Here is a 26,458-nt window from a genome sequence, read left to right on the forward strand (position 1 = left end):
GAGTTTCCCTCCCTTTCCGGCACACCGTGGCCCGCATCGCTCCCATGCGGGCCACGGACCTTTGCAGAGCCGGGACGCCGAGAGCAGACATGCCGGAGCTTTCTGAGAAATAAACCGGGCTAACTTTGGTCAGGCTCACTGCATGATACCAGTTCGCTTACCGACAACAGCATCGGAGCATATCCATGAAGCTCTTGCTCTTCATTATCCCAGTGGTGATTGTCGGCTGGATCATCGGCTGGCTGAATGTGCCTGGCCCTTGGTATCAAAGCCTTACCAAACCTGCCTTCAATCCCCCCAACTGGGTCTTTGCTCCCGTCTGGACCGCGCTTTACGTCATGATCGGAGCGGTGGGTTGGCGTGTGTGGGAACGCTCGGCTGACAAGGGCCTTCGCGTATTGTGGGTAGCCCAGCTGGCCCTCAACTATGCATGGTCGCCCGCCTTCTTCGGGGCAGAAAAGCCAGGGCTCGCACTTCTTGTCATCAGCCTGCTGCTTGCGACCGTCCTTGCCTTCATCCTGCGCGCAAGGCGGATCGATCCGGCATCTGTCGCGCTGTTCATGCCCTATCTGGCCTGGGTTGCCTTCGCATCCGTGCTCAACTTTGAGATCTGGCGACTGAACTGAACGCATCGATACAGGCGCATTGACGCCGCGTCGTACCGTCCTCCGTTGCCACGGACGGAACCGGATCACGTATCCGTGCGTTTGCAGTATGATGCGGCACCCGACGCCCCCGCCGCATCCTCATGTTTTCTGTAATCGCCTCAAGGGGCGCTTTTGGGAGGGACGTTCATGCACAGCATCATCTATCTGGTCGGCCTTGTGGTCGTGGTTCTCGCCATCCTGTCGTTTCTCGGCCTGCGCTGAGGAGGGCCGGACATGGAACGCACAGAAACCATGACCGCTGCATCGGCACCGCGCCGCGAAGTCAGTGGTGCCTATATCGACTGGGCTGCTGTCCTCGGTGGCGCGGTAGTGGCAGCCGCGATTGGCGGCTTGTTTACCGCCTTCGGGGCAGCCCTCGGGCTCTCGACCATTTCCGCGGAACCTGGTGAAGGGTCTCTCAACCTTTGGCTGGTCGTCACCGCGCTCTGGCTCGTGATCTCACTGGTCGCTAGCTACTTGGCGGGTGGTTATATCGCGGGCAGGATGCGCCGGCGCGTCGATGACGCTTCTGCCGATGAAGTGGCTGCGCGCGACGGCATCAACGGTCTCGTCGTCTGGGGCCTTGGCATGCTTGTCACCGCCTGGATGGCGGCGGGCGCAATCAGCGGTGCCGCCTCTGCCGTGGGCACGGCAGTCACCGCAACAGGATCGGCCGTTGGCGGCGTGGTTCAGGGTGCCGGCAATGCGGTTGGCGGCGCAGTTCAGGGTGTGGCTCAGGCCGTAGGTGCGGCTGTTCCGGAAGATGCCGACGAAGGCCTGATGGACTATATCAACAGCACCCTGATGCGTCCGGAAGTGGGCGCAATGCGTCAGGGAGTCCAGCAGGCGGAAGGCACCACCTCACCGGGGACACCCGCGATGGATGATGCCGAACTCGCGCGCCAGAGCGGCATCGTCCTGGGCAATGTCCTGCGTACAGGCGAAATCTCCGAGGGTGATCGCGCCTTCCTGATCGCCGCCGTCGCGCAACGCACCGGACAGACCGAGGCCGAGGTCGAGGCGCGGGTAGATCAGGCTGTCACCACCGTGCAGGAAGCGCGCGAAAAAGCCGAAGCCGCTGTCGCGGAAGCGCGCGCCGAGGCCGAGCGTCTGGCGCAAGAGGCAGAGGAGGCCGCTATTGCCGCAGCAGAGGCTGCCCGCAAAAGCGCGATCCTGACCGCATTTCTGCTGACTGCCGCAGCGCTGGTCGCCGGTGCTGCAGCTGTCTCAGGCGCGGTGCGCGGTGGCCGTCACCGTGATGAGGGCCGCATCTGGGGCGGGTTCAGCTACCGCTTCTGATCCGACGTGGCGATGAGCCTGAACAAATCTGGGGCGCGCCTTTTCGGCGCGTCCCACACAAGTTGACAGAGCCGGTGGCACGGGCCTCGGACTTTCCAGCCTGGGCAGCCACCCTTTCCCACCTTTGAAAGGCAGGACAGATGGCACGCAAACCTTACGCATCCACCACCGGCAATGCGGGTGAAACCCAGCAGCGCGGTGGCGCGGCACTGACCACCAACCACGGCATCCCGGTTTCCGACAACCAGAACTCCCTGCGCGCAGGGGAACGTGGCCCGACTCTGCTGGAAGACTTCCTGCTGCGCGAGAAGATCTTCCATTTCGACCATGAGCGTATCCCCGAGCGCATCGTCCATGCACGCGGCTCCGCGGCACATGGGGTCTTCACCTGCACCGATCCGATCCCCGAACTCACACGCGCCAGTCTGCTTTCAAGGAAGGGCAAGGAAACGCCCGTCTTTGTGCGCTTCTCCACGGTCGCGGGCGGGGCGGGATCGGTCGACACGCCGCGAGATGTGCGGGGCTTTGCGGTCAAGTTCTACACCGATCAGGGCAACTGGGATCTGGTCGGCAACAACATTCCGGTCTTCTTCATTCAGGACGCCATCAAGTTCCCCGACCTCGTGCATTCGGTGAAGATGGAGGCGGATCGTGGCTATCCGCAGGCGGGTTCTGCGCATGACACGTTCTGGGATTTCGTGTCGCTGATGCCCGAAAGCCTGCATACTGTGATCTGGGCCATGTCGGACCGCGCCATCCCGCGGTCCTTGCGGATGATGGAGGGGTTCGGCGTCCACACCTTCAAATTCGTCAACGAGGCGGGCGAAGCGTCTTTCGTCAAATTCCACTGGCGCCCGGTGCTGGGCACCCAGTCGCTGATCTGGGACGAAAGCGCGAAGCTGCAGGGCGCCGACAATGACTACCACCGCCGCGACCTGTATGAGGCGATTGCGGCCGGGGACTTACCGGAATGGGATTTCGCGGTGCAGGTGTTCGATCAGCAACTGGCCGACAGCCTGCCCTGGGATGTGCTCGACCCCACCAAGATCATCCCCGAAGAGATTGTGCCGCTGCGGGTCGTCGGCCGCATGGTCCTGAACCGAAATCCCGACAACCACTTCGCCGAAAACGAGCAATCGGCCTTCCTGCCCTCGAACATCGTGCCAGGGATCGACTTCTCGGATGATCCACTGCTGCAGGGGCGGCTGTTCTCCTATCTCGACACCCAGAAATCGCGGCTGGGGACGACGAACTTCCACCAGATCCCGGTCAATGCGCCGAAATGCCCCTATGCCAACATGATGCGCGACGGGCTGATGCAGACCCATGTGCCGAAAGGCCGCGCGAATTACGAGCCGAACAGCCTCGATCAGGTCGGCGAAGACCCCGGCCCGCGCGCCAGCCCCGAAGGGTTCACGACCGCGCCTCAGGCGCTGTCCGGTGACAAGCTGCGCATCCGGTCCGAGAGTTTCGGCGACCACTACAGCCAGCCGCGCATGTATTGGCGCTCAATGTCTGAGAACGAACAGGCCCATATCGCCTCGGCTTTCGTGTTTGAGCTCTCGAAAGTCGGGCTGGATCATGTGCGGGCACGGGTGCTGTCACATCTTCGGGTGATCGACGACGATCTGGGCGCCCGCGTGGCCCGGGGGCTGGGGATCGAGTTGCCGGACGCGGCGAAACCCTTTCACGCACCGCTGGACCTTGATCCCTCGGACGCGCTCTCGATCCAGAAGAACTGGAAAGAAACACTGACGGGTCGCAAGATCGGTCTCCTAATCGCTGAAGGATCGGACAAGGACGGTATCGACAAGCTGACGCAAGCGGTCAAAGCCGAGGGCGGATCGGTCTTCACCATCGCCCCCAAAGTCGGGCCCCTGAAGCTGAAGGGCGGCAAGATCATACCGGACGGCCAGCTTGCCGGCAGCCCTTCGGTACTGTTCGATGCCATCGCCATGATTCTGATGCCGGATCAGGCCGAAAAACTGGCGAAAGACAGCGCTGCCATTAGTTTTGTGATGGACGCCTTCGCCCATCTCAAGGCCATCGGCCATTGCAAAGGTTCGGCCGTGATCCTGGCCCGCGCCGGGATCGAGGATGGCGAGGGCGTCGGCCCATGGGAGGATCTGCCCGAGACTGCGAAACACCGTTACTGGGCGCGCGAAGCCGGGCTGCGGGACCTCGCATGACATCACGGGCGGAGGAGATCGTCTATCCCACCGAGGCCGGGCTTTATTGCGCCCCGGGGGACTTCTACATTGATCCCCTCCGCCCCGTGCCGCGTGCGCTGGTCACGCATGGACATTCCGACCATGCCCGACCCGGCCATGGCGCGGTGATGGCAACGCGACAGACGCTGGAGATCATGGCGACCCGCTATGGCGAAGAGTTCACCGCAAGCCGCCAGATCGCCGAAGGCACCACCCGGATCGGGGGCGTCACCGTCAGCTTCCACCCGGCGGGGCATGTGCTGGGATCAGCACAGATCCTGATCACCCCCGACAAGGGGCCACGGATCCTGATCTCGGGCGATTACTGCCGCACGCCCAACCCCTGCTGTGCCCCGTGGGCGCCCGTCGCCTGCGATATCTTCATCACCGAAGCGACCTTTGGCCTGCCGGTGTTCCGTCACCCCGATCCGCTGGCCGAGGCCGGGCGGCTGATCGCCAGCATGGCCGAGTTTCCCGAACGTCCGCATCTCGTGGGGGCCTATGCGCTTGGCAAGGCGCAACGGGTGATCGCGCTGGCGCGGGCAGCCGGACATGATGCCCCGATTGCCATACACGGCGCGCTGAAACGGCTCTGCGAGTATCATATCGAACAGGGGATCGACCTTGGCCCGCTGGTATCCGCAACCGATCCAGGCAGCGCGCAGCTGGTGCTCGCGCCGCCTTCGGCCTTTGCCAGCCCCTGGGTGCAGCGGTTCCGCGATCCGGTGCTGTCCTATGCCTCTGGTTGGATGACCGTGCGCGCCCGCGCCCGTCAGCGCGGCGTCGAGCTGCCGCTGGTCATCTCGGATCATGTGGACTGGCCGCAGCTGACCACCACCATCCGCGAACTTGCCCCGCAGGAGGTCTGGGTCACCCACGGCGCCGAGGACGGCGTCATGCGCTGGTGCGAGATAAAGGGCATCCCCGCTCGCCCCCTGCGGCTGATCGGCTATGAGGACGAGCCGGAATGAAGACCTTCGCCCGCCTGATCGAGCGACTGGCCTTCACCCCGGGCCGCAATGCGAAACTCACCATCCTGTCGCATTACTTCCAGACCACGCCCGACCCGGATCGGGGCTATGCGCTGGCGGTGCTGACAGGGGGGCTGGATCTGCGCCAGGTCACGCCCTCGCTGCTCAAGCGGCTGGCGGCCGAGCGGGTGGATGCGGAACTCTTCCGGCTGTCCTATGAGTTCGTGGGCGATCTGGCCGAGACGATCTCGCTTTTATGGCCCGGCGAGAGGGTGGCGAATGCCGAGGTCTCGCTGACCGAAGCCGTCCATCTCTTGCGCGAGACAGGCAAACTCGCGCTGCCGGGTGTCATCGCGGACCTGCTCGACCGCCTGCCCTCCCCCGAGCGGCTGGCGCTGCTGAAGCTCGCCACCGGCAATCTGCGCATCGGAGTCTCGGCGCGTCTCGCCCGCACGGCGCTCGCCATGGAAACCGAGCGCCGTGTCGATGAGATCGAGGAAATCTGGCACGGACTTGCGCCGCCCTATCTGCCGCTGTTCAGATGGCTTGCGGGTGGCCCCCCGCCTGCGCCGGTTGATGCCCCCTTCCGCCCGGTGATGCTCTCGACCCCGATCACACTGGCAGAGTTGTCGGCCCTTGATCCTGCTGACTACCTTGCCGAATGGAAATGGGATGGCATTCGCGTGCAGGCGGTTTCCGAAGGCGGCAGTCGCAGGCTTTATTCCCGCACAGGCGAAGAGATCGGGGCCGCCTTTCCCGAAGTCATCGATGCCATGACCTTCCAGGGCGCGGTGGATGGCGAATTGCTGATCCGGCGCGGGACCGATGTCGCCCCCTTTGCGGACCTGCAAAAACGCCTTGGCCGCAAAGCCGTCAGCGCGAAGATGCTGCAAAGCCACCCCGCCGCCCTGCGCCTTTATGACGTGCTGATCTGGCAGGGAGAAGACATCCGCGCCTTGCCGCTCGACGCCCGCCGCGCGGTGCTGGAGTCCGCGTTTTTTGACAGCGAACGGATCGACCTCTCCCCGCTTTTACCCTTCCAGATCTGGGACGATCTGGCCTCTTTGCGCGCGGCCCCCGAGGCCGCCGTCATCGAAGGCGTGATGATCAAACGCTGCGACAGCCCCTATCTCGCGGGCCGCCCGCGCGGGCCGTGGTTCAAGTGGAAACGCGACCCGATGGTCGTGGATGCGGTGCTGCTTTACGCCCAGGCCGGGCACGGAAAACGATCCGGGTTCTACAGCGATTTCACCTTTGGCCTTTGGGACGGCGCGGATCTGGTGCCGGTCGGCAAGGCCTATTTCGGCTTCACCGATGAGGAGCTGCGCGAGTTGGACCGTTTCGTGCGCAAACACACGGTGCAGCGTTTCGGCCCCGTCCGCCAGCTTGCCCCCGAACTGGTGGTCGAGGTTGCCTTTGAAGGGCTGAACCCCTCGCCACGCCACAAATCCGGGCTTGCGATGCGGTTTCCGCGCATCTCGCGCATCCGCTGGGACAAGCCAGCCGCTGAGGCCGACCGGCTGGAGACGCTGAGGGAAATGCTGTGAACCTGCCACCGCTCTTTCTTGACTGGTTCAAGGGCCACGGCTGGCAGCCGCATCCCCATCAGCTGGAATTACTGGCAGCGCAGGAAGACACGCTGCTGATCGCGCCGACCGGTGGCGGCAAGACGCTGGCGGGGTTTCTGCCCTCGCTGGTCGATCTGCATCTGAACAAGGCCAAAGGTCTGCACACGCTCTACGTCTCTCCCCTCAAGGCGCTCACCGCGGATGTCGGGCGCAATCTCGCTCGTCCGGTCGAAGAGATGGGACTTGGCATCCGCATCGGCGACCGCACCGGCGACACGCCTGCCAGCCAGCGTCGTAAACAACGTGCCGACCCGCCGGAGATCCTTCTGACCACGCCGGAATCGCTTGCGCTTATGCTGTCCTGGCCCGAGGCAGGGAAGATGTTTGCTGGCCTCAAACGGGTCGTTCTCGATGAGCTGCACGCTTTGGCGGAATCGAAGCGCGGCGATCAGCTGATGCTCTGCCTTGCACGGCTGCGCAGACTTGCGACTGGGGTGACCACCACCGGACTTTCCGCCACGGTCGAAGACCCGGCCGCGCTGGCACGTTTCATGGGGGCTAAGGCGCTGCTTGAGGCCGGTCCGGGCCCCGCTCCCGATATTGCGCTTTTGCCTACCCGCAAGCCGCCGCCCTGGGCCGGGGGCGGTGGCCGTTATGCCGTCCCGGATGTGCTCGACGCGGTCGCCGCCGCGCAAACGACGATCATCTTCCTCAACACACGCGCCCAGGCAGAGCTGTTCTTTCAGGCGCTCTGGCAGGCGAATGACCAGGGCCTGCCCATCGGGCTCCACCACGGAGCGCTGGCGCGCGAAGCCCGCCAAAAGGTCGAAGCCGCAATGACGGCAGGGGATTTGCGTGCCGTGGTGGCGACCGGAAGCCTTGATCTCGGCATCGACTGGGGCAATGTCGATCTGGTGATCCAGGTCGGTGCCCCAAGGAACATCAAGCGTCTTGTCCAGCGGATCGGGCGCGCAAACCACCACTACAACGCACCGTCCCGCGCCCGCATCGTTGCCGCGAACCGCTTCGAGGTGATCGAATGCGTTGCAGCACTCGAGGCCGCGCGAGCGAGCGAGCTCGACGGAGAGCCGCGTGGACCCGGACCTCTTGATGTACTGATCCAACAGATCCTGCTGGCCGCCTGCGCCGGCCCCTTCGACGCGGATACGCTTTATGCCGAGGTCATCACCGCTGGCCCCTATGAGGGTCTGTCCCGCGCCGACTTCGACGCCTGCCTCGATTTCGTAGCCACCGGAGGCTATGCGCTCAGGGCCTATGAGCGCTGGCAAAGACTGGTGCAGCACCAGGGCCTCTGGCAGCTGCGCGACCCTCGCGCAGCCCGCGATCTGCGCATGAACATCGGCACCATCACCGAGGCCGAGAAGCTGAAGGTACGCAGGCGAGGGCGCGGCGGCGGGCCGCTGGGCGAGATCGAGGAGAGCTTCGCCGCAAGCCTTTCTCCCGGCGATACTTTCCTTCTGGGTGGCCAGGTCTTGCGATATGACCGCATCCGCGATCTGGTGATGGAGGTGACCCCAACCCCCGGACGCGAGCCGAAGATCGCAACCTGGTCGGGGCTCAAATTCGCAACTTCGACCGAGCTTTCGCAAAGGATGCTGGCGATCCTTGCCGATCCCGGTCGCCATGGAGACCTGCCGCAGCATATCCGTGACTGGCTGGCGCTGCAGGCGCAGGTGAGCGCCCTGCCCCGCCCCGGCAAGCTGTTGTGTGAGACCTTCGCCCGTTCGGGGCGCTGGCATCTGGTGATCTATGGCTTCGCCGGACAGAACGCCCATCAGACGCTGGGGATGCTGATGACAAGGCAGATGGAGGATCTCGGCCTCGATCCACTGGGTTTTCTGGCCACCGATCACGCGCTGATGGTCACATCCTTGCAGCAGGTGACAGATGTCGCGCCCCTTCTGGCCGCGCCTGCGCTGGAACTGGGGCTGGAGGAGTGGATCGCCGCCAGTTCCCTGATGAAGCGCAGCTTCCGCGCGGTTGCGACCATTGCGGGCCTGATCCAGCGAAACCGCCCTGGCGCGAGGAAGACCGGGAAACAGGCCACATTTTCCAGCGATATCATCCATGACACCCTACGCCGCCATCACCCTGGCCACATCCTCTTGCGGGCCACACGCGATGAGGCGCGACGCGGCCTGATCGATTTCGACCGCATCGCTGACATGCTGGCGCGCAATCCCCATATCGAGCTGCGCGCGCTGCCGCGGGTTTCTCCGCTGGCCGCGCCGCTCTTGCTGGAAATGGGCCGGGTCCGGCTTGCCGGAGAGGGTCAACTGCGGCTCGCCGAGCAGACAGCGCAAGATCTGATGCGCGAGGCCGGGCTAACCCTGGTGGGACAAGATGACTGAGGGCTATCCTTTCCAATTTGCGGACGAGGCGTTCATCGCCCGCCCCTCCGGCGCCCTCTGGTGGCCCGGGCGGCGAATGCTTGTCGTGGCTGACCTGCATCTGGGTCGCGCGGAACGCTTTGCCAGGCGAGGCGGTGCGCTTCTGCCCCCCTTTGAAGTGCCAGATACACTGGCGCGGCTGGCAGCCGAGATTTCGGCGCTGGAGCCAGAGCAGGTTGTGTCTCTGGGGGACGCTTTCGACGATGATCTTGCCGCCGAACATCTGAGCGATCAGGACAACGCCTCCCTCGCCGAACTGGCAAGGGGGCGCGACTGGCTCTGGGTCGCCGGCAACCACGATCCGGGAACCCGCGTCAAAGACCGGCTGCGCGGCACATTTGCCGCCGATCTGTCCGGTCCCGTCAGCCTGCGCCACATTGCAGCCGAGGGGCCGGACATTTCCGGCCACATGCATCCATCGGCCCGACTGGCCGGGCGGCGGTTCCGTTGTTTCGTGCTCGGTGACGATCATCTGATCCTTCCGGCCTTCGGCAGCTATACTGGCGGGCTCGACATTGGGCACCCGGCCTTTGCGCCGCTCGCGGCAGGAGGCATCGCGCTGGCCTGCGCCGAACGGGTTTTCGCATTGCCCGTTCCCCATGGGCGCGGGAAGTCGCCCCTGAAGAAGCCAAAGATCCGATCCAACACCTGAAGGGAGGCGAAGATGGCAAAGCAAAAGGCGAAGACCCGCAAAGATGACCTGCGCACCGGCACCCCTTTCTGGGTGAAGACACCGCATTCAACGATTGCGGCACAGGCGTCGCTGACGCAGGATCGTTTCGACGTGATCGTCGTAGGCGCGGGCATCTCGGGTGCGCTGGTCGCCGAGGCGCTGACTCGCGCCGGGAAATCGGTCTTGATCCTCGACCGGCGACCGCCGGTGCGCGGATCCACTCCGGCCTCGACCGCGATGATCCAGCATGAGATCGACATGCCGCTGACCCGGCTGCGCAAGAAGATCGGCAAGGACCATGCCGACCGCGCCTGGCTCAGGTCGGTCCGTGCGGTCGCGGATCTGGTGAAACTGGCGCAGAAGCAGAAGCTTGACTGCCAGATGCGCCCGAAACCCGCGCTTTACCTTGCCGGGAACGAGATGGGGGCCAGGGCACTGGCCGCCGAGGCGAAGGCGCGCACAGAGATCGGCCTCCGCGCCGAATATCTGAAGCGCGCTGATCTGATCGCGCGCTATGCGATGGACCGCCCAGCCGCCATCTGGTCCGAGGATTCCGCCTCGGCCAATCCGGCGCAGCTGACGGCCGGGCTTTTGCGGGCGGCGCTGTCACGCGGGGGCCGGATCGTCTCGCCCATCGAGATTACGGATATGGCAGAGCTGGCCTCAGGTATCACGCTGGCCACGAAAAAGGGCGAGGTTCTGGTCGCCGATCATGCCGTATTCTGCACGGGTTATGAATATCTGCCGCAGATGAAAACGAAATCGCATCATGTCACCTCGACCTGGGCGCTGGCGTCTGAGCCGATCAGCCCCCTGCCCGCTTGGATGCGTGACACCATCGTCTGGGAAGCCGCTGACCCCTATCTTTACTTCCGCACCGATGAGACCGGGCGGGTGATTGCGGGTGGCGAGGATGAGGAGGCGTCGGAGACCAATTCCGATCCGAAAAAGCTCGCAAAGAAGGCCAAAATCATCGCCTCGAAGCTGCGCGACCTGACCGGCGTCAAGATCGGCAAACCCGTTTACACCTGGTCGGCGCCGTTCAGCGTCACGGATGACGGGCTGCCGGTCATCGACCGTGTGCCGGGGTTCGAACGCATCTTCGCGGTGATGGGATTTGGCGGCAACGGTATCACCTTCTCGATGATCGGGGCACAGATCATAGCCGCGGCAATTGCTGGCAAGTCCGATCCGGACGCGGAGATCTTCCGCTATCGCTGAGGTCCAGGCCGGTGGCGGAAGCGGTTCCTCAGCCGCTCCCAACCCTTGAAGATCCCGCGCTTCGTGGTGCCTTCGAACATCTCTTCAGGGCCGTTCGGATCGAGGATCTCATTCTCAGCCAACCACTCCTCGAATCCGGAAAGCTCAGGGATTTCATAGGGCACGAGGCTGCGGCCCGTCCCTCTCAGCGCGTTGATTGCGCTGATCAGCGATCCGGTCTCCTGGATAGCCGCCGCAATATCTTGCGGCTCAACCCCCAGATGCTCGGCCAGAAGATCGTCGCGCAGGCTGGTGATTTCATCCGCGAGATGCGCATTGCCCGGCTCATCCGCCGAGAGGATCACATCGCATTCGCTGTCGAGCCGCATCGAGCGGTTGTTGAAATTCGACGATCCCACCCGCAGGATCCGGTCATCGACCACCATCACCTTGGCATGGACATAGATCGGCTGCCCGCCAGTCGTTTGCGGATGCAGGATGCGCAGCCGGTCATGGCGGTCAATCCGCAGCAACGCCTCGACCAGCTTCGCGCGGGCGGTATCCATCGCCAGCGGCTCCAGCCAGCCATCGGCGGTATGCGGCATCACGATGACAATCTCCGGCGGTTCATCCCCGGCCAGCCGTTCGGCAATGGCATGGGCGATCCGGCGCGAGGCGAAATACTGGCTTTCCGCATAGATCACCCGCCTGGCCCGCCCGATCATGTCGATCCAGGCGGCCTCGATCTCGTGAACCGGCTCCTGATCGTCCATCTTCGGGATGGTCCGCGCAATCCCGAGCCGCATATCGGTGAATGTCGGCGCCAGGCCTTCGGGCCAGCAGTCGTGGCATTCAGGACAAGGGCTGAGCTGCTCGCCGGTGGCTTTCAGCCAGCGCGCACGGGCGAGGTCTCCGATGGCCCGCGCCGCATCCCCGTCAAAAGCGCTGGTCGCATCATGCCAGGGGTCGGCGGGGCGTCCGCTCGGGCTGACACGGCGCGGATCGTCATCGAGATGCTCGCGTGTGTCCCATCGCTGCATGGTCAGATCGATACCACCGGCAAAGGCGATACTGTCATCGATCGCCACAATCTTCTGATGGTGCGAACCCGCGAGCGGATGCTTTGCATCAAGCTTCAGCGTGATCCGGGGATGCGCCTTCCAGCGCAGGATGGTGAAGAGTGTATTGCCACGCAGCATGGCTTTGAAGGCGCCGGTATCCCAACGAAGCAGCCTGATTTCCAGTGAGGGCGTGCGATCCGCCAGCCAGAGGATGAAATCGCCCAGCCGCTCCGGCCCGCCATCCCCGGCATCCCCAAAGGTGATGCGTGTATCGAAATCCCAGCCGACCAGCATGATCGAATGCCGCGCCTGCAAGAGTGCCTTGCGCAGCGACACGAAGTAATCCGCGCCGTCCACGATAAAGGAAAAACGCTGCGCAGCTTCTACCCGCCAGCAATTTTCCCCGGGCCGGAGCAGCGGATTTTCAGGCATATCCCCTCACAACGCATCCTTTCCTTCGGAAACGCGCACAACCCGCGATGGTTCCCTCGCATATCTTGCGGGTGGGAACCCCTCAGGCGTGAAGGCGTTTGTTGCAAGGGCGGCTGGTGACAGGCGTCTGAGCACTTTGCAACCGGAGGAACCAGAATGGACAATGAAAGCATCGGCTGGATCGCAGCTATCATCATCGGCGGCCTCGCAGGCTGGATCGCCTCCGGCTTCATGAAATCCGATACCGGGATCTTCCTGAACATCCTCCTCGGTATCATCGGGGCCGCGGTCGCACGCTTCCTCTTCGGCCTGCTGGGTGTGTCGTTCGGTGGCTGGCTTGGCTATCTGGTCGCGGGAGCCGTCGGTGCCTGCATTCTGATCTGGGGTGCCCGCGCCATCAGGCGCTGATCCGAACTGGCGCTCCCGGATCGCGGGGCCGCCAGTTTCACGATCACTTGCGCTTCTTGCCAGCCTCATTGACCGCCATGACGGCCAGGGCAGTGAGCTTCGCATTGGCAGCCTTTTCCTCATCGAGGATGGAGCCGAGAAGGCCGTGTGCCTCTTCATGGCCCAGTACCTTCGCCCATTCGCGCAGGGTACCGTAGCGGGCTATCTCGTAATGCTCGACGGCCTGGGCCGCACCGATCAGCGCCACGTCGAGCGCATGGCCTTCGGCCTCTTCGATCAGACCGTCCGCCTCCTTCAGAAGCCCGGCCATGGCATCGCATTTCTCGCCGGCCGCTTTCTGACCGATGGATTTGAACACCTTGTCGAGCGTGGCGACGTGTCCCTTCGTCTCGGACAGGTGATCGTCAAACGCGACTTTCAGTTCGGCGTTGTTCACCGATTTCGAAACCTTGGGCAGCGCCTTGAGCAGAGCATTCTCAGCCCAGTAGATATCCTGCAACGTGTGCAGAAAAGCATCTTCAAGCGTCTTCATGGGGTCCTCCCTGAGCAAACCCGCCCGCGCCTCACCGCGCGGGCGGACAATCGTCCCGATCCGATCAGTGCCAGATCAGTGGCGGTGTTCGGGCAAGGCTTTCAGCTCATCCTTGGTCCAGCGGGTCACCGCATGGACGGCATTGCTTTCATCCCGCATGAAATCGAGATCGCGCGCGGGAACAGCAACGGGCTTCGCACCGATGCCGAGGAAGCCGCCGACATCGACAACCACCTGCGCGCCGGCTCCCTGGCCATGCACTTCGGAAACATGGCCGATTTTCTCGTCTCCGGGGCCATAGATGGTCGCGCCGTTCAGCACGGCCTCGGTCAGCTCAGTGTCATTCAGGCGGATATGTCTGGTATGGTCCATGGCATTCTCTCCTTTTACACCAAAACACTCGTGCTGGAAAAACGTCCGCCCCGCGGGACAGGTTCCGGCTGGTCTTCTGCCATCGGCGAGACCTTGCCGGATGGTGGGATTCCGCCGTGCCCGGAACCTCTTCTGCCATCCGCGCGTTCTCTCAGCGTCTGTTGAGAGGTGCAAATGTGCTTATACGGTTAGGCTACGAGATTGAGATCACCTGCGATCAGCCGACCGAGGTGATCGCCCTGCTGGACCCGCATCCCGACCTAGAGGGCACCATCATAAAGACCAGCGGACTGCAGCTCTCTCCGGCCGTTCAGCACCGGACATATACCGACCCCTACGGCAATCTCTGCCTGCGCCTGACTGCGCCGGCGGGGGCAACACGCCTTTCACGTGACAGTCTGGTCGACGTCAGTGGAGAGCCCGACGCCTGGGACGACACGGCAAGGGAATGCCCGGTCAGCACTTTGCCGGACGAAGTTCTCGGCTATCTCCTTGCCAGCCGCTACTGCGAAACTGACATCATGATGACGCAGGCATGGGAGCTGTTTGGCAATGTTGCGCCGGGATGGTCCAGAGTGCGGGCCATTTTTGATTATGTGAACCGCCACCTCACTTTCGGCTATGAGCATGCCCGCCCGACCCGGACCGCATCGGAAGCCTGGCGCGAGCGGGTTGGCGTCTGTCGGGACTTTGCCCACCTGGCCATCACGCTCTGCCGCTGCATGAACATTCCCGCACGCTATGCCAATGGCTATCTCGGCGATATCGGCGTGGCCCCGAACCCGGCCCCGATGGATTTCAATGCATGGTGCGAGGTCTGGCTGGAGGACCGCTGGTTCACCCTCGACGCCCGCCACAATGAGCCACGTATCGGTCGGGTCGTGATTGCGCGCGGCCGTGATGCCACCGACATCCCGCTGATCCACTCCTTCGGCCCGCATCAGCTGACAAAATTCAGGGTCTGGACCGAGGAAGCGAAGGATGCGGCCGCCCCGGAAGCCAGCAGCTCCGGTCAGACCGGATCGTAGTCCTCTTCCTGAAACAGCTCTGGCGGCAAGCGCAGCGTGACACGCATTCCATCCGGCCCGAGGTCACGCTCGAATGTGCCGCGAAACTGACGTTCCACAACCGCCGTCATCAGTTTCGAGCCAAAGCCCCGCGCCTGCCCGTCTCCGTCACCGTCACCGACAACACAGCCTTGCTCGTGCCATTCAATGGTCGTCCCCTCGGTGTCCTTGTGCAATGCAATCTGTATCCGTCCCTCCGCTACAGACAGCGCACCGTATTTTGCTGAATTCGTCGCAAGTTCGTGAAAGACAAGTGCGAAGGCCGAAGCCAGTTCTGCGCGCACCTGAAGCGCATGCCCCGTGATAACCTCTCTACCCTCGCCATTCAGGGCATAAGGGGCAAGCACATCCCGCAAGATATCACGGACTGGCACCGACTGGTCTTTTCCCGCAGCCTTTATCAACAGATGTGCTTTGTGTAGCAGGCCCAGCCGCTCCCTGACATCCTGCGCAAATGGCTTCGCCTCAGGCTGGTCGCGCAGCGAGAGGCTGATCAGCCCGTTTACCAGCGCGAAGAGATTGCCGATCCGGTGATCCAGCTCACGATTGACCAGTTCGCGCTCGGCCTCCAGCAGCTTTGCATCTTCGATATCGGTGGATGTGCCGTACCAACGTGTGATGTTGCCCTGTGCATCCCGCATCGGAAGGGCAATGACCCTCAGCCAGCGATATCCGTCACGATGATGCCTGAACCGATAGTCGATATCATAGGGGGTGCCTGTCTTCAGACATTCGGACCAGGCGTGATTGACGCGGTCATAATCTTCCGGATGCACCAGCTTGGTCCAGAGCAACGGGGTAATGTCTTCATGGGCTATTCCGGTGAATTCGGTCCAGCGCCGGTTGAAGAAATCATGATTGCCGTGACGATCCGTGCTCCAGACGATCTGGGGGATTGCCTCGACCAGCGTCTCAAACCTGAGATTGCTGTCCACCAGCGCCGCCGCCACCTCGGACTGGTCTGTCGTGTCGATGACGATCCCTGCAAAGCCCGCGATGCCGCCCTCCTCATCAAGGATCGGTCGACCCGACGCGTCATACCAGTGCAGCGCGCCGTCGGGGGTTATGGTGCGAAACCGGCTGTGGAACTTTTCGCGGCGAAGCACGGCCTCATCGACTGCCGCCAGAACCCGACCGCGATCCTCTTCATGCAGATTCTCGAACAGGGTCTCGATCAGGATCCCCGACCGTGCCTCAGCCGAAGGGATGGCATATTTCTCTGCCAGCGCGCCATCTATGAGCATCTTTCGGGACCGAACGTCGAAATCCCAGGTTCCCACAATGCCGCCGGCTTCGAGTGCAACCTCGACCCGCTCCTGCGCGAGGGTAAGGGCGCGCCGCGTGCGAATATGATTGGTGGTCTCGCTGGCAGCCATCAATGTGCCAAAGATCTCACCATCATCACCGATGATCGGCGAGAGGCCGAGGTTGAACCAGCAGGTGGCGGCCTCTCCGTCCCGGATCAGCCGGATCGGCTGATCTTTCAGTCGGTGGCTTTTTCCCCGGAAGGCATCGTCGATCTTGTCGCGATAGAATTTCCGGGCAACCGGCAGAGACTTGAAAACCGGCCTGCCCTGCGCCTCCCGCCATGCGTCGCCGAAAATCTCCCGGGCGGCCTCGTTGCAGACGACAATGCCCTCGCGACCGATCAACACCGCCATGGGCGAAGCGGCATAGAGCATCGTTCTGACCGTCGAGCGTAAAGCAGACGGCCATTCAGATACCGGGCCTGCTGCTGTCCTTGCCCAGTCGACCGCGAGAATGGCCGCTCGGGCATCGCCGGCAGCATCAGTGCCTCCGAAGAATTCGTCGCTTCCCGCAAATAAGCGCTCGGCCATGGATCACCGCAAGAACGAGACTATCCTGCGGAGCTTAGGGTGCTGTCCGGAAGACTGTCCAGATGATCCTCACATTTGGCTGGGCGCATCTGATCCGCAGCGGCAGGCATTCTTGACTTTGCGCGTAGCAGCCCCCAGCTTGGAATAATGAGCAAGAAACGATCTCCGCGCCGGGTCCTCTGAACCGCCCATGGCACGCCGCCGCCGGGCGGCAACGATCCTTCCTGCTTTCTCTCATCAATCGCAATCGCAAAAAGCCGGGCAACTGCTGCCTAGCTCCAGGCCCCCTGAAAGTAGCCCTCCCAATGTCTGAACCCCTCGTGCCGCCCGCCATCATGATTTCGGAAGAGGCCATGCCCATCCTCGAAAAGCTTGCCGAGGGTCTGGAACATCGCAACGCAGATCTGGCAGCGCATTTCTTTGACGAGTTGGCCCGCGCCACGACTGTGCCCGCCGCCGATTTGCCGGATGATGTCATCGCGATCGGCAGCCATGTGGCCTTCCGTGACGAAACAACCGGCAAGGAGCAGCGCATTACGCTGGTTCTGCCCGAACACGCGGATATTTCGGCCGGCAAAGCATCGGTTGCGACACCAATCGGCATCGCGCTGATCGGCTTGCAACGCGGCGCACGCTTCAGCTGGGAAACAAACGAGGGTGCATGTCGCCAGTTGACCGTACTCTCTGTAGGCCACGGAGACTGATCGGCATTTTTCAGCGCAACCCCGGCGCGCGCCCCCTTTGTTTCCTCAACGAGATTATCGCCGCTGGTTGCACTGCAGACTGAAGGCGGCGCGACTGTGGCGGGGTCCGAACAACGCCTGTCATGACCTTGGCAATGTTGTTTTGCCCTGCGCTTGTGACCCGCTGGACGAGCAGTGGCCGACACTCTCAGTGGATTTATAGTGACCAGGGTGTCCCAACACGGTTGTAGGCTCTGATCGCGGAGCCTTGGCGGACCCTGATCTGCGGCAGTCCTGACTGAAGCTTCAGATAATGGCTGTATGGAGGCCAGAGCCATTTTCGAGAGATAATAACCAGTGCCCGAACCGGGGGACTACGGCGGCGGATCAGGGTTCGAGAGGTATACCCGGCCAACGCATAACCAGGAAATTCTACGAGCGCCGACGCGTGTGTCTATGGAAAAGCGGAACAGATCCCGTTACGCATCGAAAGATGATCGAGACCTTGCCTCCCTGCCCCGAATGCTCCTCCGTCTACACCTATGAGGTTGACGCGCTGCTGACCTGTCCCGAATGCGGTCACGCGTGGCCACCCGGTGCCGCTGAAAGCAGCGCTGCTCCAGAGGTGCGCGACAACGTTGGTAACGTCTTGCATGACGGAGATACGGTTACAGTCATTAAGGATCTGAAGATCAAAGGTTCTTCTGCCGTGGTGAAGGTGGGCACCAAGGTGCGTGGCATCCGGCTGGTGGACGGCGATCATGACATAGACTGCAAGATCCCCGGGATTGGTCAGATAGGGCTGAAATCACAATTCGTTAAGAGGGTTTCAGATTGACGGAAGCTGCCTTCCATGCTGCCCGCCGCAGCACAAATATGTAACCAGGCGGCTTTCGCTTACGGATCTGTGGCGCAAATTGCGTGTAAGATTCATCTTGTGGCCCCGCGTGGTAACTGAGCTGAATCGAAAGACCGACAGGCCAGAGCCGCAAGACCACGAACGGACGAACCAATATCGCTGCCGTGAGGAACCGTTGCACTCTGATGATCTGGTTTAACCCAGAACTGAAATCAGTTAAAATACCTGCTGGCACTAATGGGCGGTACCTGACCAGAGCGATTGAACTATTGATATCCGGCTGGCCATGAAGATTCTGTTCAGCATGACGGTCAGGCAGACGATCAACGCCGCTGCCTGTTGTGTGGAAGAATAAGCGATCCATGCGCGAGCGCTTTACAGTCTTCCGCGCAGACATCACAGCGGTCGTCAGGGTGGGAAGCCCGAATAAATCTGCTCGACCAGCGGATCCCGGGCGATACTGACCGGCGTTACGACTTCCTGCCCTCGGAGCAAATTCCAGCATCCTTCACGATTGACGCCCTGTGCCCGACAATCGGGATGCTCCTGCCAGCGGTCCAGAAAGAGCGCCCGTCCTTCCGGGGTATTGATCGAGAGTTCGCCAAACTGCTGTACCTGGCCAAGGCTGATGCCGACATTGCCGAAGGCGTGAAACGGCAGTTCACTGCAATAGAGTGCATCCGGATCGAGGCGAAAGAAGATATCATATGGCCGGCCCGCAAAGGCCATGGCCGCCTCAAGCGCGCGGCCTGCATCGGATTTCGACAGATCACGGAGGCGATAGACCGCATAATCCTCGCCGGTGCCGCGCGCGATAAAGGCCGCAAGCGGGGTCTCGGTGACGGTTCGACCGGCCTCGATGACTGTGATTTCTCCGGTGCTGACGCGGACGATGCCCATATGAGTGTAAGGGCTTCCCGTCGCCAGCCGGATCGCCGCAGACTGCGACGAGTTGGAATCGTGGAAAATCAGATCGCCGTTGCGCCAGTCGGTGAAGGATTCCGCCTGACCGGCAAGCGCTGAGAGCAGAAGAAATGCCGCTGCCGCCAAAAGCTGCTTTCCGGTCATCATTCCGCCCGCTCTCCTGTCACGCATCCACATCCTGCCATGGCGGGACAGGCCTGGCGAGAGGCCGCCCGGTCAACACTCCGTTTGACCGGAGCGCGGCTCCATCCGGTCGATCAGGCGATCCGCCCAGGGATTGTGTCCCTCGTGTAGCCAGGCCAGCGTCTCGCGCCAGAAGCCGTTTTTATGGCGGTCATGGAACAGATCGAAATGGCCGATTTGATCGCGCCCGTAATCCCCGGGATGGATCCGCACAAGGCTGCGCCCTGCCCCGGTGTAATAGCTCAAGGCCCGCCTGAGCGCCGGCACCGTCCCCAGATCATCATCGGAAACGGCGACCGCCAGGATTTCCGCGCGGACAGCTGCCAACCGTGCCAGGACCGCCTTCCGTTCAGCCCTGGGATGGCTGAGTTCGAAACGCGCGCGGCGAAAGGCCCATTCCAGTGCAACGCCTTTGGGCAGATCCTCGAGCCAGCCAAGGGCGCGCCCCGGAAACCAGCCGCAAAGCCCGGTCAGAACCGGCATCACCAGATGCCATTTCAGCCAAAGCCGCAGCCGGTGTCGCGGCGCGTAATCTCCGGCCCAGGCATATTGCGCACCCACCGTGAGCATGGCGTCAATCGCCCCGGCATTGCAGGCAAGACCCGGGAGGAAGCCGCCGATACTGTGGCCGATCACGATCAGTGGGACGGCTTCGTCCGAAAGCTGCATGAAGCGCAGAACCGCGTGAAAATCCTTCTCACCCCAGTCTCGCCAGCGATAGCCACAGCCACGCAATCGCGGCGGGCGCGACAGTCCGACGCCGCGATAATCCCAGGTCAGCACCCGGAACCCGTTTTGCGCAAGGAATGCCGCATAGCGATGATACCAGCGCGCCGGCACTCCGGTCGCCGCATTGAGAATGATCAGCCCCTCGGCAGGGGCTTTCGGGTGCCACAGATGCCCCTGCAGCCTGATACCGTCATCGCAGTGCAGAATGACCGGTTCGGGCGACAAGCGAGTGAGACAGAGCTTTTCCATAGCGGCGAGATTAGCCGTGGCCGGCGATTGATTACATTCACTGGTCGGTATACTTTTAGCCGATGGAAGCAGCTCCGAAGCCAACCAGAGAGCGCATCATCGATGCCGCCGGAAAGCTCTTTTATGCCGATGGCGTGCATAGCGTCAGCATGGATGCGATTGCAGAGGCGTCCGCTGTCACCAAGCGCACCCTCTATTACCACTTCCGCAGCAAGGATGATCTGATCGCGGCCTGGCTAGAAACCAGGGATCAGCCCAATCTTGCCGCCTTCCGGCACTGGTTCAGCCGGGCCGAAGGGGATGTCGCCGCAAGAATTCGGGCGATCTTCACCGCGCTTGGCCGCGCAGCCCGTCGCGGGGACTGGAAAGGCTGCGGCTTTCTGCGGATCTCGGTTGAGCTGGTCAAACTGCCGGGGCATCCCGCGGTGGTCGCGGCCCGCGCCCATAAGAAGCGCGTGGACGAATGGCTGGAAACGGTGCTGGAGGCGGCGGGCCACGGAGGACATACCGCATCCTCGAATACTGCATCCCTGGCCCGCCAGATCGTCCTCTTGATGGATGGAGCATTCGCGGATGCGCTGCTTTACCGCGACGCAGTCTGGTTTGACGATGCGGGCCTCGCCGCAGAAACACTCATCCGGGCAGAGTTGCGGCGTCGAGCCCAAGGCTGAACATCCGGCTCCAGAACGGACACCAGCGCCCGGGAAGACTGGTACCAACCGCATGGGCGATACGGCAGAGTTTCGCCGCAAAGCCTTCCGCCGCCTCGACGAGGGTGCCCTTTCCCGGGGGAATGCCTAAGCTCTCCGCAAAAGCCTCTGCGCTGGAAAGGAACCGGACCATGGAGACCCGGCGGAGACTCATTCTCGGTTCGTGCATCCTGGGACTTGTCCTGCTTGTTGTTTTCGCATGGAGGCCGCCTGCTCCGCCCGCGCCGGTCATTCCAGACCAGACGGCCATCACTCCTACAGTCTTTGCTGAGCTTACCGAAGAGATTGAGCGGCAGCGCCCGGCAGAACGCGACAGGCTGCTCGACGCGCTACAGATGGCAATTGACCGTGAGCCGGTCGCTATGATTGACGCGCTTGATCGAAGCCATGCAGCTGCGCTCAGGGAATACATCAGCGCAATGGTTGCCGCAGATCGAACCGAGGCTCTGGGGCATCAGGCCTATCTTCTGCTGCGGGGCGGCGCACGGGAGGCTTCGGTTCTGAGTGCTCTCGCGGCGTCAGAGACCAGCGACGGCGGCATATGGTATCCGCTGGCGGATGCCGCAGGGGCTTTCCTCGGCGAGATCGGCGCGGCACTCGCGCAGGTCCCGGGGCGTGAAGCGAAGTTCGCGATCCTGGCTGCCAGTCTGCAAACGGATCCGCCGCATGACCAGGCGCGTCTCTACCAATGGCTGTTCGATGCAGCGACGACGGAAAACGGTACTCGCCTGCAATCCGGCGCGTTGCAGGCCTTTGGCCTTTCCTATGACAAAGCGACGCAGGACAGCGTCCTGATGCGATGAAGGGAACGATCATGAAACGTCTTGTGGCACCGACCGCTTGTGCATTGATGGCATCTGCTTCCATGGCTCTGGCGCAAGGCGGCTTGCCGCTTGGCGACTGGCAGGTGACCGCCGTTCGGCTGCAGGATCCGTCGCAGCAGATCACTGCGATCATCGAGGATGACCCGAGCTATATGGGGGCGGTGCTCTCTGTCACAGAAGGCGCGATGACCTGGCATCCGAATGGATCGGAGCCGGAGAACACCGCGCTTGAGAATTGCATCGCACCACGGGTTCTTCCGGCCGCCGAGACTGCTGACCCTATTCATAGCGCAACAGGTGCTCTTGCCGTGCTTTGCGGCGATGGCGGCCAGCCCTGGGGGCCCGGTGCCGTCTACCTGTCGCCCGCACCCGGTGTCATGGAACTCTGGTGGTTCGATCAGGCGCTTCTGACCCTGACGCGCGTCCCCGGATGAGCCTCGCCCTCATACGCTGCCTGCTGCCTGGGTTTTGTCTGCTTGGCGGCCCCTCTATGGCCGAAGACATCACCCTGGGCGGCAGCACCCTGACGCTGTCGGAGGGATGGGAATACTCTGACGAAGGTGCCACCCGCCAACTGACCCGCAGCTTTGCAGAGGCCTCGGACGAACGTGGTGCTGGTATCGCAACCATTGCCATTCTTGGTCCATTCGCCGAGGCGGGCAATGATTTTGACGACAACTTCCAGACCCTTGCCCGGGGCACCCTGCCCGCTCTGGCGGACGAGGATCCCGACACCGCCGAACAGGGGTTTACCACTTCGGGTCACCGCATCCGCGTCGATGCACGCTGCTGCGAGCGCCGCGAGGGGGTGAGCTTTGGCCAGACATTGGTTGGCGTCCCTGACGACCATCGTCAGATCTTTCTGATGCTGGTCACCGGAGGCCTGCGTGGGGAGAACCGCGAGGCGGCCGAGGCGGATTTTGCGGCAACGGTGCGATCCCTGCGGCTCAACCCCGATGACGAAGGCTTTGCCCTGATCCCGACCCGGGGCGATGGCGGGCTGGAGGGCGTCTATACGCATCTCTCGTCCGGGCTTCAGATCAATGTCCTCGGGGGCATGGATTACACCTCCGAAAGCGAGATCATGGTGTTCGACCGCCGCGGTCGGTTTGGCACGGAATTGCCCACCGGCGGTGTCACCCTGTCGGAATTCTGCGCCGAGGACCCGCGACCTTGCGGTACCTACAGGCTGGAAGGAGACCACATCATCCTGCGCGCCGTCGCAAATGACTATGGCTTGCTCGAGGAAGAGAGCCTGACCTTCGCGGTGAAGGGGGAAGATCTGCTGATCGATGACGAGACGCATTTCCGCATCCCGCCCTTTGCCGAGGGAAGCATCCTGAACGGCACCTGGACGCATCTCTGGTCCGCCAGCGGCAACGGTGCGAGCTCTTCATCCAGTGTAGCGAGCCAGCGCAGCCTGACCCTGCGTCCCGATGGCACCTTTATGCGCGAGGGCTGGTTCGGCGCGACCACGGCGTCCGACACTGGCGGTGTGACCGTTGCAGGTGATCGACCCGCCCAACGTGGCACTTACAGACTGGAGGACACAACGCTTGCGCTTGAAGGCGATGACGGCAGCATCGAGATGATGAGCATCTTCGCTCCCGACATCGGTTCCGACGAACTTCTGGTCATTGAGGGTCTGAATTTTCTGAAGGAATAAAGCTGCATCCCAGCGTCGGGACATGAGAATACTGCAGGTCCGGAACGCCGGTGCCCAATACAGGCAACCGGGCTCACCCCTGCAGGGCAATCTGGAAGGACGACTTCATGACCACCCAGGACAGCGATCTTCTGCGTCAGTTTCTGGCCGATGAGACCGAGAGCTTTGCGCAGAAGCGACAAGGTAAATTCTGGCCGCGCAACCACCATCGGCTGCGTCCGCTGCTGCCGAAGGCCGCCGCCCTTCTGGACCCGGCGGAGTATGAGGATCTTCGGTTTCACCTGCTGCGCGTCACAGGAGGTGCCCCCGCTGTCGCCCAGAAGGACATCTCATCCCTGCTCACCGCGTATCGACGCCTGATCCCCCATCTCGATACCGGCGGCATCATCCAGATGGCGCGGCGCCATGCCCGGGGGCATCCCCGAACACATTGCAAGATGGGCGGAAAGCGTGGGCGCGCATTATTATACCGTGCTGCACTTTGTCGGCCCTGCGCTCCAAATATCCGGAGCCACTCTCGCCGCAAGCTGGCTCGGACTGGCATGGGCCAGAGCCCATGATCGCCACGGCCGCGCCGATATTTTTCGCTGAAGCTCCGCACCCGGGCAGCTCTCATCCCTGAGCGCCGCCGGCCCACCACCGCCGTGCGATCTGCCCAAGGAGCCCCTCGACCGCCAATTTGCCTGTGACCAGCACTCCAGGCCGCGCTACGACATCCTCTGCTGGCAGCTGGAGCAGAAGCTCACTCCCTCACTTTACAGGGAAGTTGGCCCCGTTGTTCCGGCACGGCAATGAACGGGCCGGGAGCCAGATTGATGCTCATACTACCGGCACCGACACTTCCGAAACCAAGCCGGACTGTTCATCCGGTCTGCCCTGATTGTGCATGTCCCCAGGTGTTGCCCGGAGATCACCCCTTGCCGCAGCTGACATCATAACCAGAGACAACGGGGCTGCCACCCTCAGGTCCCTCTCCCGCGGTGATCACAGAGAGGGTATCCGTCCCCGCCACATAATCAAAAGCGCAGAAGCCAAAGCCGGTACCGGCGCAGCTTTCGGCCTCGATCAATCCACTGCCTGCGAGCGCGGCACTGCGCTCGTCCGGCCGCCCCTCGGGCGGACCATGATCCGCCGGCGACCAGCCCTGCTCTGTCAGGCGCGCCCGCGCCTCAGTGATCTGAAGACCGTAGATCAAAGGCACAGAGCGGCTGCCGCCACAGAAATGCTCGCTCGCGGCAAGCGGCAAGACCCGGACATAGCCCTCTCCTGAGAGATCGAGATCTGCGGCGGGTTGCGAAAGCAGATCGCCATCCCAAATGCGGACCGCATTGGCAGCGAAAGGTTCGATCCGCCCGATCAGCGGCCGTTCGACATTGGTGCCATAGACGATTGCCAGCAGATCAGAGCCCTGGAAAATCCCGACATTCCCGTTGAGGAACTCGCAGGAACCGCTGGTGCCTTCGATCTGAGTGCCGACAAAGCTTACCGCCGTCAGCGGGCCAAGCGGCAGTTCAGCCGTCACTTCCCAGCCCTGCCCCTCGACCACGCGGCCCGCCGGAGTGGAGGCCACGGCGATCAGATTGCTGCAAAAAGCCTCTGTTTTCGGCTCGGGAGCCGCAGGCAGGGTCGAGATCGCAACAACGGCATAATCCGCATGATCAGAGGTGAAGCCCTCAATCTCCTGGGCAAGGGCGGGAGCCGCGAAAAGAGTGGGCACAAGGGTGGCCGCAAGGACGTGACGCTGGACCATGATGAAGTCTCTTCAAGTATGAATGCTGTGGGGGTGATCAGTTGGCAAATGCCGCGCGCAGCCCGGCCGCGTCGGTCGGGCATCCGCCGGGGCTGAGGGAAACCGCCCTCCCGTCCACGAACCAGGTTCCGTCAGGCCAGGGCTTGCCGTCCACGGCCCGCGCGATACAGACCGCACCGTCCTGCCCATCGACAGAGACCGAAATCCCCCAGGCAGCAAAGCCCGCAAGCCCAGCGTGGAAATAGAGTTTATCCCCCTCCTCGAACACAGCCGAGGCATTGCTTTCGCGTGCCCGGCTCAAAACCCGAAGCTGTTGACGCAGGCCCTCATCAGGCACGGCCTGATCCAGCACGGCCAGCACGGCGGGGTGATCGATAAAGGCCATACCCTCGACCGGCTCTGAGGGGACATGGCCAATCCAGGGCCGCATGTCATCCCCTTCCGCCAGTGCGGCGGTGGAGAGCAGTGCTGCAGAGAATGCGATCATTGCGGAGCGGGTCAGGGTCATGTCAGGACTTCGGCCTTGGTGTGTTGCCTGCAGGCTATTGATTGTGCCTGTGTCTGCAACATCCTCGGTCAGATTCAGGGAGCGGGCGGCAGGTCTTTGCCGCCCCTATTCCGGCGAAACGCCAGCGGGTTCAGCGCCGATGCGCAGGATGGCCACGTCGCGGAACTGGATACCGGTGACAACCGAGCGCAGGACCGCAAGATTGCCGGCGTCCCCCTCTCCGGTAGCGGTGATCGTGATCCGCGCGGCACATCCGGGTGCGGCTTCGACAACCTCGCCAGAGATCTCAGCTGGCGCAGGCATATAGGACGGGTTCATCAAATCCCAAAGCGCGGGCGCGCGCGACACTGCTGCCGTGGCATCGTCACAATGGGGATAGGCCAGAGAAATGACCACCTGGGGCCCCTGAACCGTTGCGACCTCGGCAAGGATCGCGGCGCTGTAGAGAGGCAGGCCAGCAGCGAGATTTGCGGCTTCGAGCTCAAACGCCGCGCGGGCCTCTTCCGGGCTTTTGCCGATCATGAACGCAGGATCAATGGCCTGCGCCCCCACCGTCACCGGAGAGAGGATCAGCGCCTGGATCACCCCATGGGCTTCATGTTCGACGCCGGCGAGGACAAGTCGCCCGGGATTACTGTCGATCGCCGTTGCCGTTGCACCGAGCACTGGTGCAAAATCGGCAGC

At 62.7% G+C, this 26,458-nt stretch carries 27 protein-coding genes; 17 read left to right on the forward strand and 10 right to left on the reverse strand.

Annotated elements, in window-relative coordinates; all coding sequences use genetic code 11:
- Positions 1 to 185: 185 nt before the first annotated feature.
- The 8 genes from M3484_RS04515 to M3484_RS04550 all read left to right on the forward strand — a co-directional run bounded on the left by M3484_RS04515 (position 186) and on the right by M3484_RS04550 (position 11,000).
- Positions 186 to 626, forward strand: coding sequence for a TspO/MBR family protein (locus M3484_RS04515; RefSeq protein WP_249495893.1), 441 nt, complete (start codon positions 186 to 188; stop codon positions 624 to 626).
- Between the two features lie 255 nt (positions 627 to 881).
- Positions 882 to 1,946, forward strand: coding sequence for a hypothetical protein (locus tag M3484_RS04520; RefSeq protein WP_249495894.1), 1,065 nt, complete (start codon positions 882 to 884; stop codon positions 1,944 to 1,946).
- 140 nt (positions 1,947 to 2,086) lie between these two features.
- Positions 2,087 to 4,135 (forward strand): catalase, encoded by a 2,049-nt coding sequence (locus tag M3484_RS04525; protein WP_249495895.1) that lies wholly within the window; start codon positions 2,087 to 2,089, stop codon positions 4,133 to 4,135.
- The gene (locus M3484_RS04530; RefSeq protein WP_249495896.1) at positions 4,132 to 5,127 is read left to right on the forward strand and encodes a ligase-associated DNA damage response exonuclease; all 996 of its coding nucleotides are present in this window, start codon (positions 4,132 to 4,134) and stop codon (positions 5,125 to 5,127) included. Before M3484_RS04525 ends, M3484_RS04530 begins: the two co-directional genes overlap by 4 nt.
- The gene (locus M3484_RS04535; RefSeq protein ID WP_249495897.1) at positions 5,124 to 6,674 is read left to right on the forward strand and encodes a cisplatin damage response ATP-dependent DNA ligase; all 1,551 of its coding nucleotides are present in this window, start codon (positions 5,124 to 5,126) and stop codon (positions 6,672 to 6,674) included. The genes M3484_RS04530 and M3484_RS04535 overlap by 4 nt, the downstream gene beginning before the upstream one ends.
- On the forward strand, positions 6,671 to 9,067 hold the full coding sequence (locus tag M3484_RS04540; RefSeq protein WP_249495898.1) for a ligase-associated DNA damage response DEXH box helicase: 2,397 nt from the start codon (positions 6,671 to 6,673) through the stop codon (positions 9,065 to 9,067). Before M3484_RS04535 ends, M3484_RS04540 begins: the two co-directional genes overlap by 4 nt.
- A complete protein-coding gene (gene pdeM / locus M3484_RS04545) occupies positions 9,060 to 9,758 on the forward strand; it encodes a ligase-associated DNA damage response endonuclease PdeM (RefSeq protein WP_249495899.1) in 699 nt (232 codons plus the stop codon). Before M3484_RS04540 ends, pdeM begins: the two co-directional genes overlap by 8 nt.
- A 12-nt stretch (positions 9,759 to 9,770) precedes the next feature.
- The gene (locus M3484_RS04550; protein WP_249495900.1) at positions 9,771 to 11,000 is read left to right on the forward strand and encodes an NAD(P)/FAD-dependent oxidoreductase; all 1,230 of its coding nucleotides are present in this window, start codon (positions 9,771 to 9,773) and stop codon (positions 10,998 to 11,000) included.
- On the opposite strand, the gene M3484_RS04555 is transcribed toward M3484_RS04550, so the two are convergent.
- On the reverse strand, positions 10,991 to 12,472 hold the full coding sequence (locus tag M3484_RS04555) for a phospholipase D-like domain-containing protein (RefSeq protein WP_249495901.1): 1,482 nt from the start codon (positions 12,470 to 12,472) through the stop codon (positions 10,991 to 10,993). The genes M3484_RS04550 and M3484_RS04555 overlap by 10 nt on opposite strands.
- Positions 12,473 to 12,628: 156 nt before the next feature.
- Here M3484_RS04555 and M3484_RS04560 point away from each other — a divergent pair, with 156 nt between their 5' ends.
- Complete coding sequence (locus tag M3484_RS04560; protein WP_249495902.1) at positions 12,629 to 12,880, forward strand: GlsB/YeaQ/YmgE family stress response membrane protein; 252 nt, start codon at positions 12,629 to 12,631, stop codon at positions 12,878 to 12,880.
- Positions 12,881 to 12,923: 43 nt separating this feature from the next.
- Here M3484_RS04560 and M3484_RS04565 read toward each other — a convergent pair whose 3' ends face one another.
- Both M3484_RS04565 and M3484_RS04570 read right to left on the reverse strand, forming a co-directional pair.
- On the reverse strand, positions 12,924 to 13,412 hold the full coding sequence (locus tag M3484_RS04565) for a YciE/YciF ferroxidase family protein (protein WP_249495903.1): 489 nt from the start codon (positions 13,410 to 13,412) through the stop codon (positions 12,924 to 12,926).
- A 75-nt stretch (positions 13,413 to 13,487) separates the two neighbouring features.
- Complete coding sequence (locus M3484_RS04570; RefSeq protein WP_249495904.1) at positions 13,488 to 13,784, reverse strand: PRC-barrel domain-containing protein; 297 nt, start codon at positions 13,782 to 13,784, stop codon at positions 13,488 to 13,490.
- A gap of 116 nt (positions 13,785 to 13,900) precedes the next feature.
- Here M3484_RS04570 and M3484_RS23760 point away from each other — a divergent pair, with 116 nt between their 5' ends.
- Complete coding sequence (locus tag M3484_RS23760) at positions 13,901 to 14,812, forward strand: transglutaminase-like domain-containing protein (RefSeq protein WP_249495905.1); 912 nt, start codon at positions 13,901 to 13,903, stop codon at positions 14,810 to 14,812.
- Here the strand turns inward: M3484_RS23760 and M3484_RS04580 are convergent.
- Entirely contained in the window at positions 14,797 to 16,533 is a 1,737-nt protein-coding gene (locus tag M3484_RS04580) for a sensor histidine kinase (RefSeq protein WP_249495906.1), read from the reverse strand. The two genes, M3484_RS23760 and M3484_RS04580, sit on opposite strands and share 16 nt — an antisense overlap.
- 491 nt (positions 16,534 to 17,024) lie before the next feature.
- Here M3484_RS04580 and rnk point away from each other — a divergent pair, with 491 nt between their 5' ends.
- Together rnk and M3484_RS04590 are read left to right on the forward strand one after the other, a co-directional pair.
- Positions 17,025 to 17,393 carry a nucleoside diphosphate kinase regulator gene (gene rnk, locus M3484_RS04585; protein ID WP_283258320.1) on the forward strand — a complete coding sequence of 123 codons (369 nt, stop codon included), beginning with the start codon at positions 17,025 to 17,027 and terminating at the stop codon, positions 17,391 to 17,393.
- A gap of 475 nt (positions 17,394 to 17,868) precedes the next feature.
- The gene (locus tag M3484_RS04590) at positions 17,869 to 18,210 is read left to right on the forward strand and encodes a zinc ribbon domain-containing protein YjdM (protein ID WP_249495938.1); all 342 of its coding nucleotides are present in this window, start codon (positions 17,869 to 17,871) and stop codon (positions 18,208 to 18,210) included.
- Here the strand turns inward: M3484_RS04590 and M3484_RS04595 are convergent.
- From M3484_RS04595 to M3484_RS04605, 3 genes are all read right to left on the reverse strand, one after another.
- The gene (locus tag M3484_RS04595; RefSeq protein WP_249495908.1) at positions 18,191 to 18,595 is read right to left on the reverse strand and encodes a hypothetical protein; all 405 of its coding nucleotides are present in this window, start codon (positions 18,593 to 18,595) and stop codon (positions 18,191 to 18,193) included. The two genes, M3484_RS04590 and M3484_RS04595, sit on opposite strands and share 20 nt — an antisense overlap.
- Positions 18,596 to 18,639: 44 nt before the next feature.
- Positions 18,640 to 19,302, reverse strand: a complete 663-nt coding sequence (locus M3484_RS04600; RefSeq protein WP_249495909.1) for a YiiX/YebB-like N1pC/P60 family cysteine hydrolase — start codon at positions 19,300 to 19,302, stop codon at positions 18,640 to 18,642.
- 69 nt (positions 19,303 to 19,371) lie between these two features.
- Positions 19,372 to 20,292: an alpha/beta hydrolase family protein gene (locus M3484_RS04605; RefSeq protein WP_249495910.1), complete on the reverse strand. Its 921-nt coding sequence runs from the start codon at positions 20,290 to 20,292 to the stop codon at positions 19,372 to 19,374.
- Positions 20,293 to 20,378: 86 nt separating this feature from the next.
- Between M3484_RS04605 and M3484_RS04610 the strand changes: the two genes are divergently transcribed.
- The 5 genes from M3484_RS04610 (at position 20,379) to M3484_RS04630 (ending at position 24,076) form a co-directional block, all read left to right on the forward strand.
- Complete coding sequence (locus tag M3484_RS04610) at positions 20,379 to 20,987, forward strand: TetR/AcrR family transcriptional regulator (protein ID WP_249495911.1); 609 nt, start codon at positions 20,379 to 20,381, stop codon at positions 20,985 to 20,987.
- Positions 20,988 to 21,361: 374 nt separating this feature from the next.
- Complete coding sequence (locus M3484_RS04615) at positions 21,362 to 21,829, forward strand: hypothetical protein (RefSeq protein ID WP_249495912.1); 468 nt, start codon at positions 21,362 to 21,364, stop codon at positions 21,827 to 21,829.
- Between the two features lie 11 nt (positions 21,830 to 21,840).
- Complete coding sequence (locus M3484_RS04620) at positions 21,841 to 22,284, forward strand: hypothetical protein (protein WP_249495913.1); 444 nt, start codon at positions 21,841 to 21,843, stop codon at positions 22,282 to 22,284.
- Positions 22,285 to 22,340: 56 nt separating this feature from the next.
- A complete protein-coding gene (locus M3484_RS04625; protein WP_249495914.1) occupies positions 22,341 to 23,516 on the forward strand; it encodes a hypothetical protein in 1,176 nt (391 codons plus the stop codon).
- A gap of 107 nt (positions 23,517 to 23,623) precedes the next feature.
- The gene (locus tag M3484_RS04630) at positions 23,624 to 24,076 is read left to right on the forward strand and encodes a hypothetical protein (protein ID WP_249495915.1); all 453 of its coding nucleotides are present in this window, start codon (positions 23,624 to 23,626) and stop codon (positions 24,074 to 24,076) included.
- 350 nt (positions 24,077 to 24,426) lie between these two features.
- Here the strand turns inward: M3484_RS04630 and M3484_RS04635 are convergent, their stop codons facing one another.
- The 3 genes from M3484_RS04635 to M3484_RS04645 all read right to left on the reverse strand — a co-directional run.
- On the reverse strand, positions 24,427 to 25,266 hold the full coding sequence (locus M3484_RS04635) for a hypothetical protein (RefSeq protein WP_249495916.1): 840 nt from the start codon (positions 25,264 to 25,266) through the stop codon (positions 24,427 to 24,429).
- 37 nt (positions 25,267 to 25,303) lie between these two features.
- Positions 25,304 to 25,774, reverse strand: a complete 471-nt coding sequence (locus tag M3484_RS04640) for a hypothetical protein (RefSeq protein WP_249495917.1) — start codon at positions 25,772 to 25,774, stop codon at positions 25,304 to 25,306.
- A gap of 105 nt (positions 25,775 to 25,879) precedes the next feature.
- A partial coding sequence (locus tag M3484_RS04645) for a hypothetical protein (protein WP_249495918.1) occupies positions 25,880 to 26,458 on the reverse strand: 579 nt, incomplete at its 5' end.

This window comes from Pseudomonas sp. GX19020, assembly GCF_023371075.1.
Lineage (GTDB): Bacteria > Pseudomonadota > Alphaproteobacteria > Rhodobacterales > Rhodobacteraceae > Pseudogemmobacter.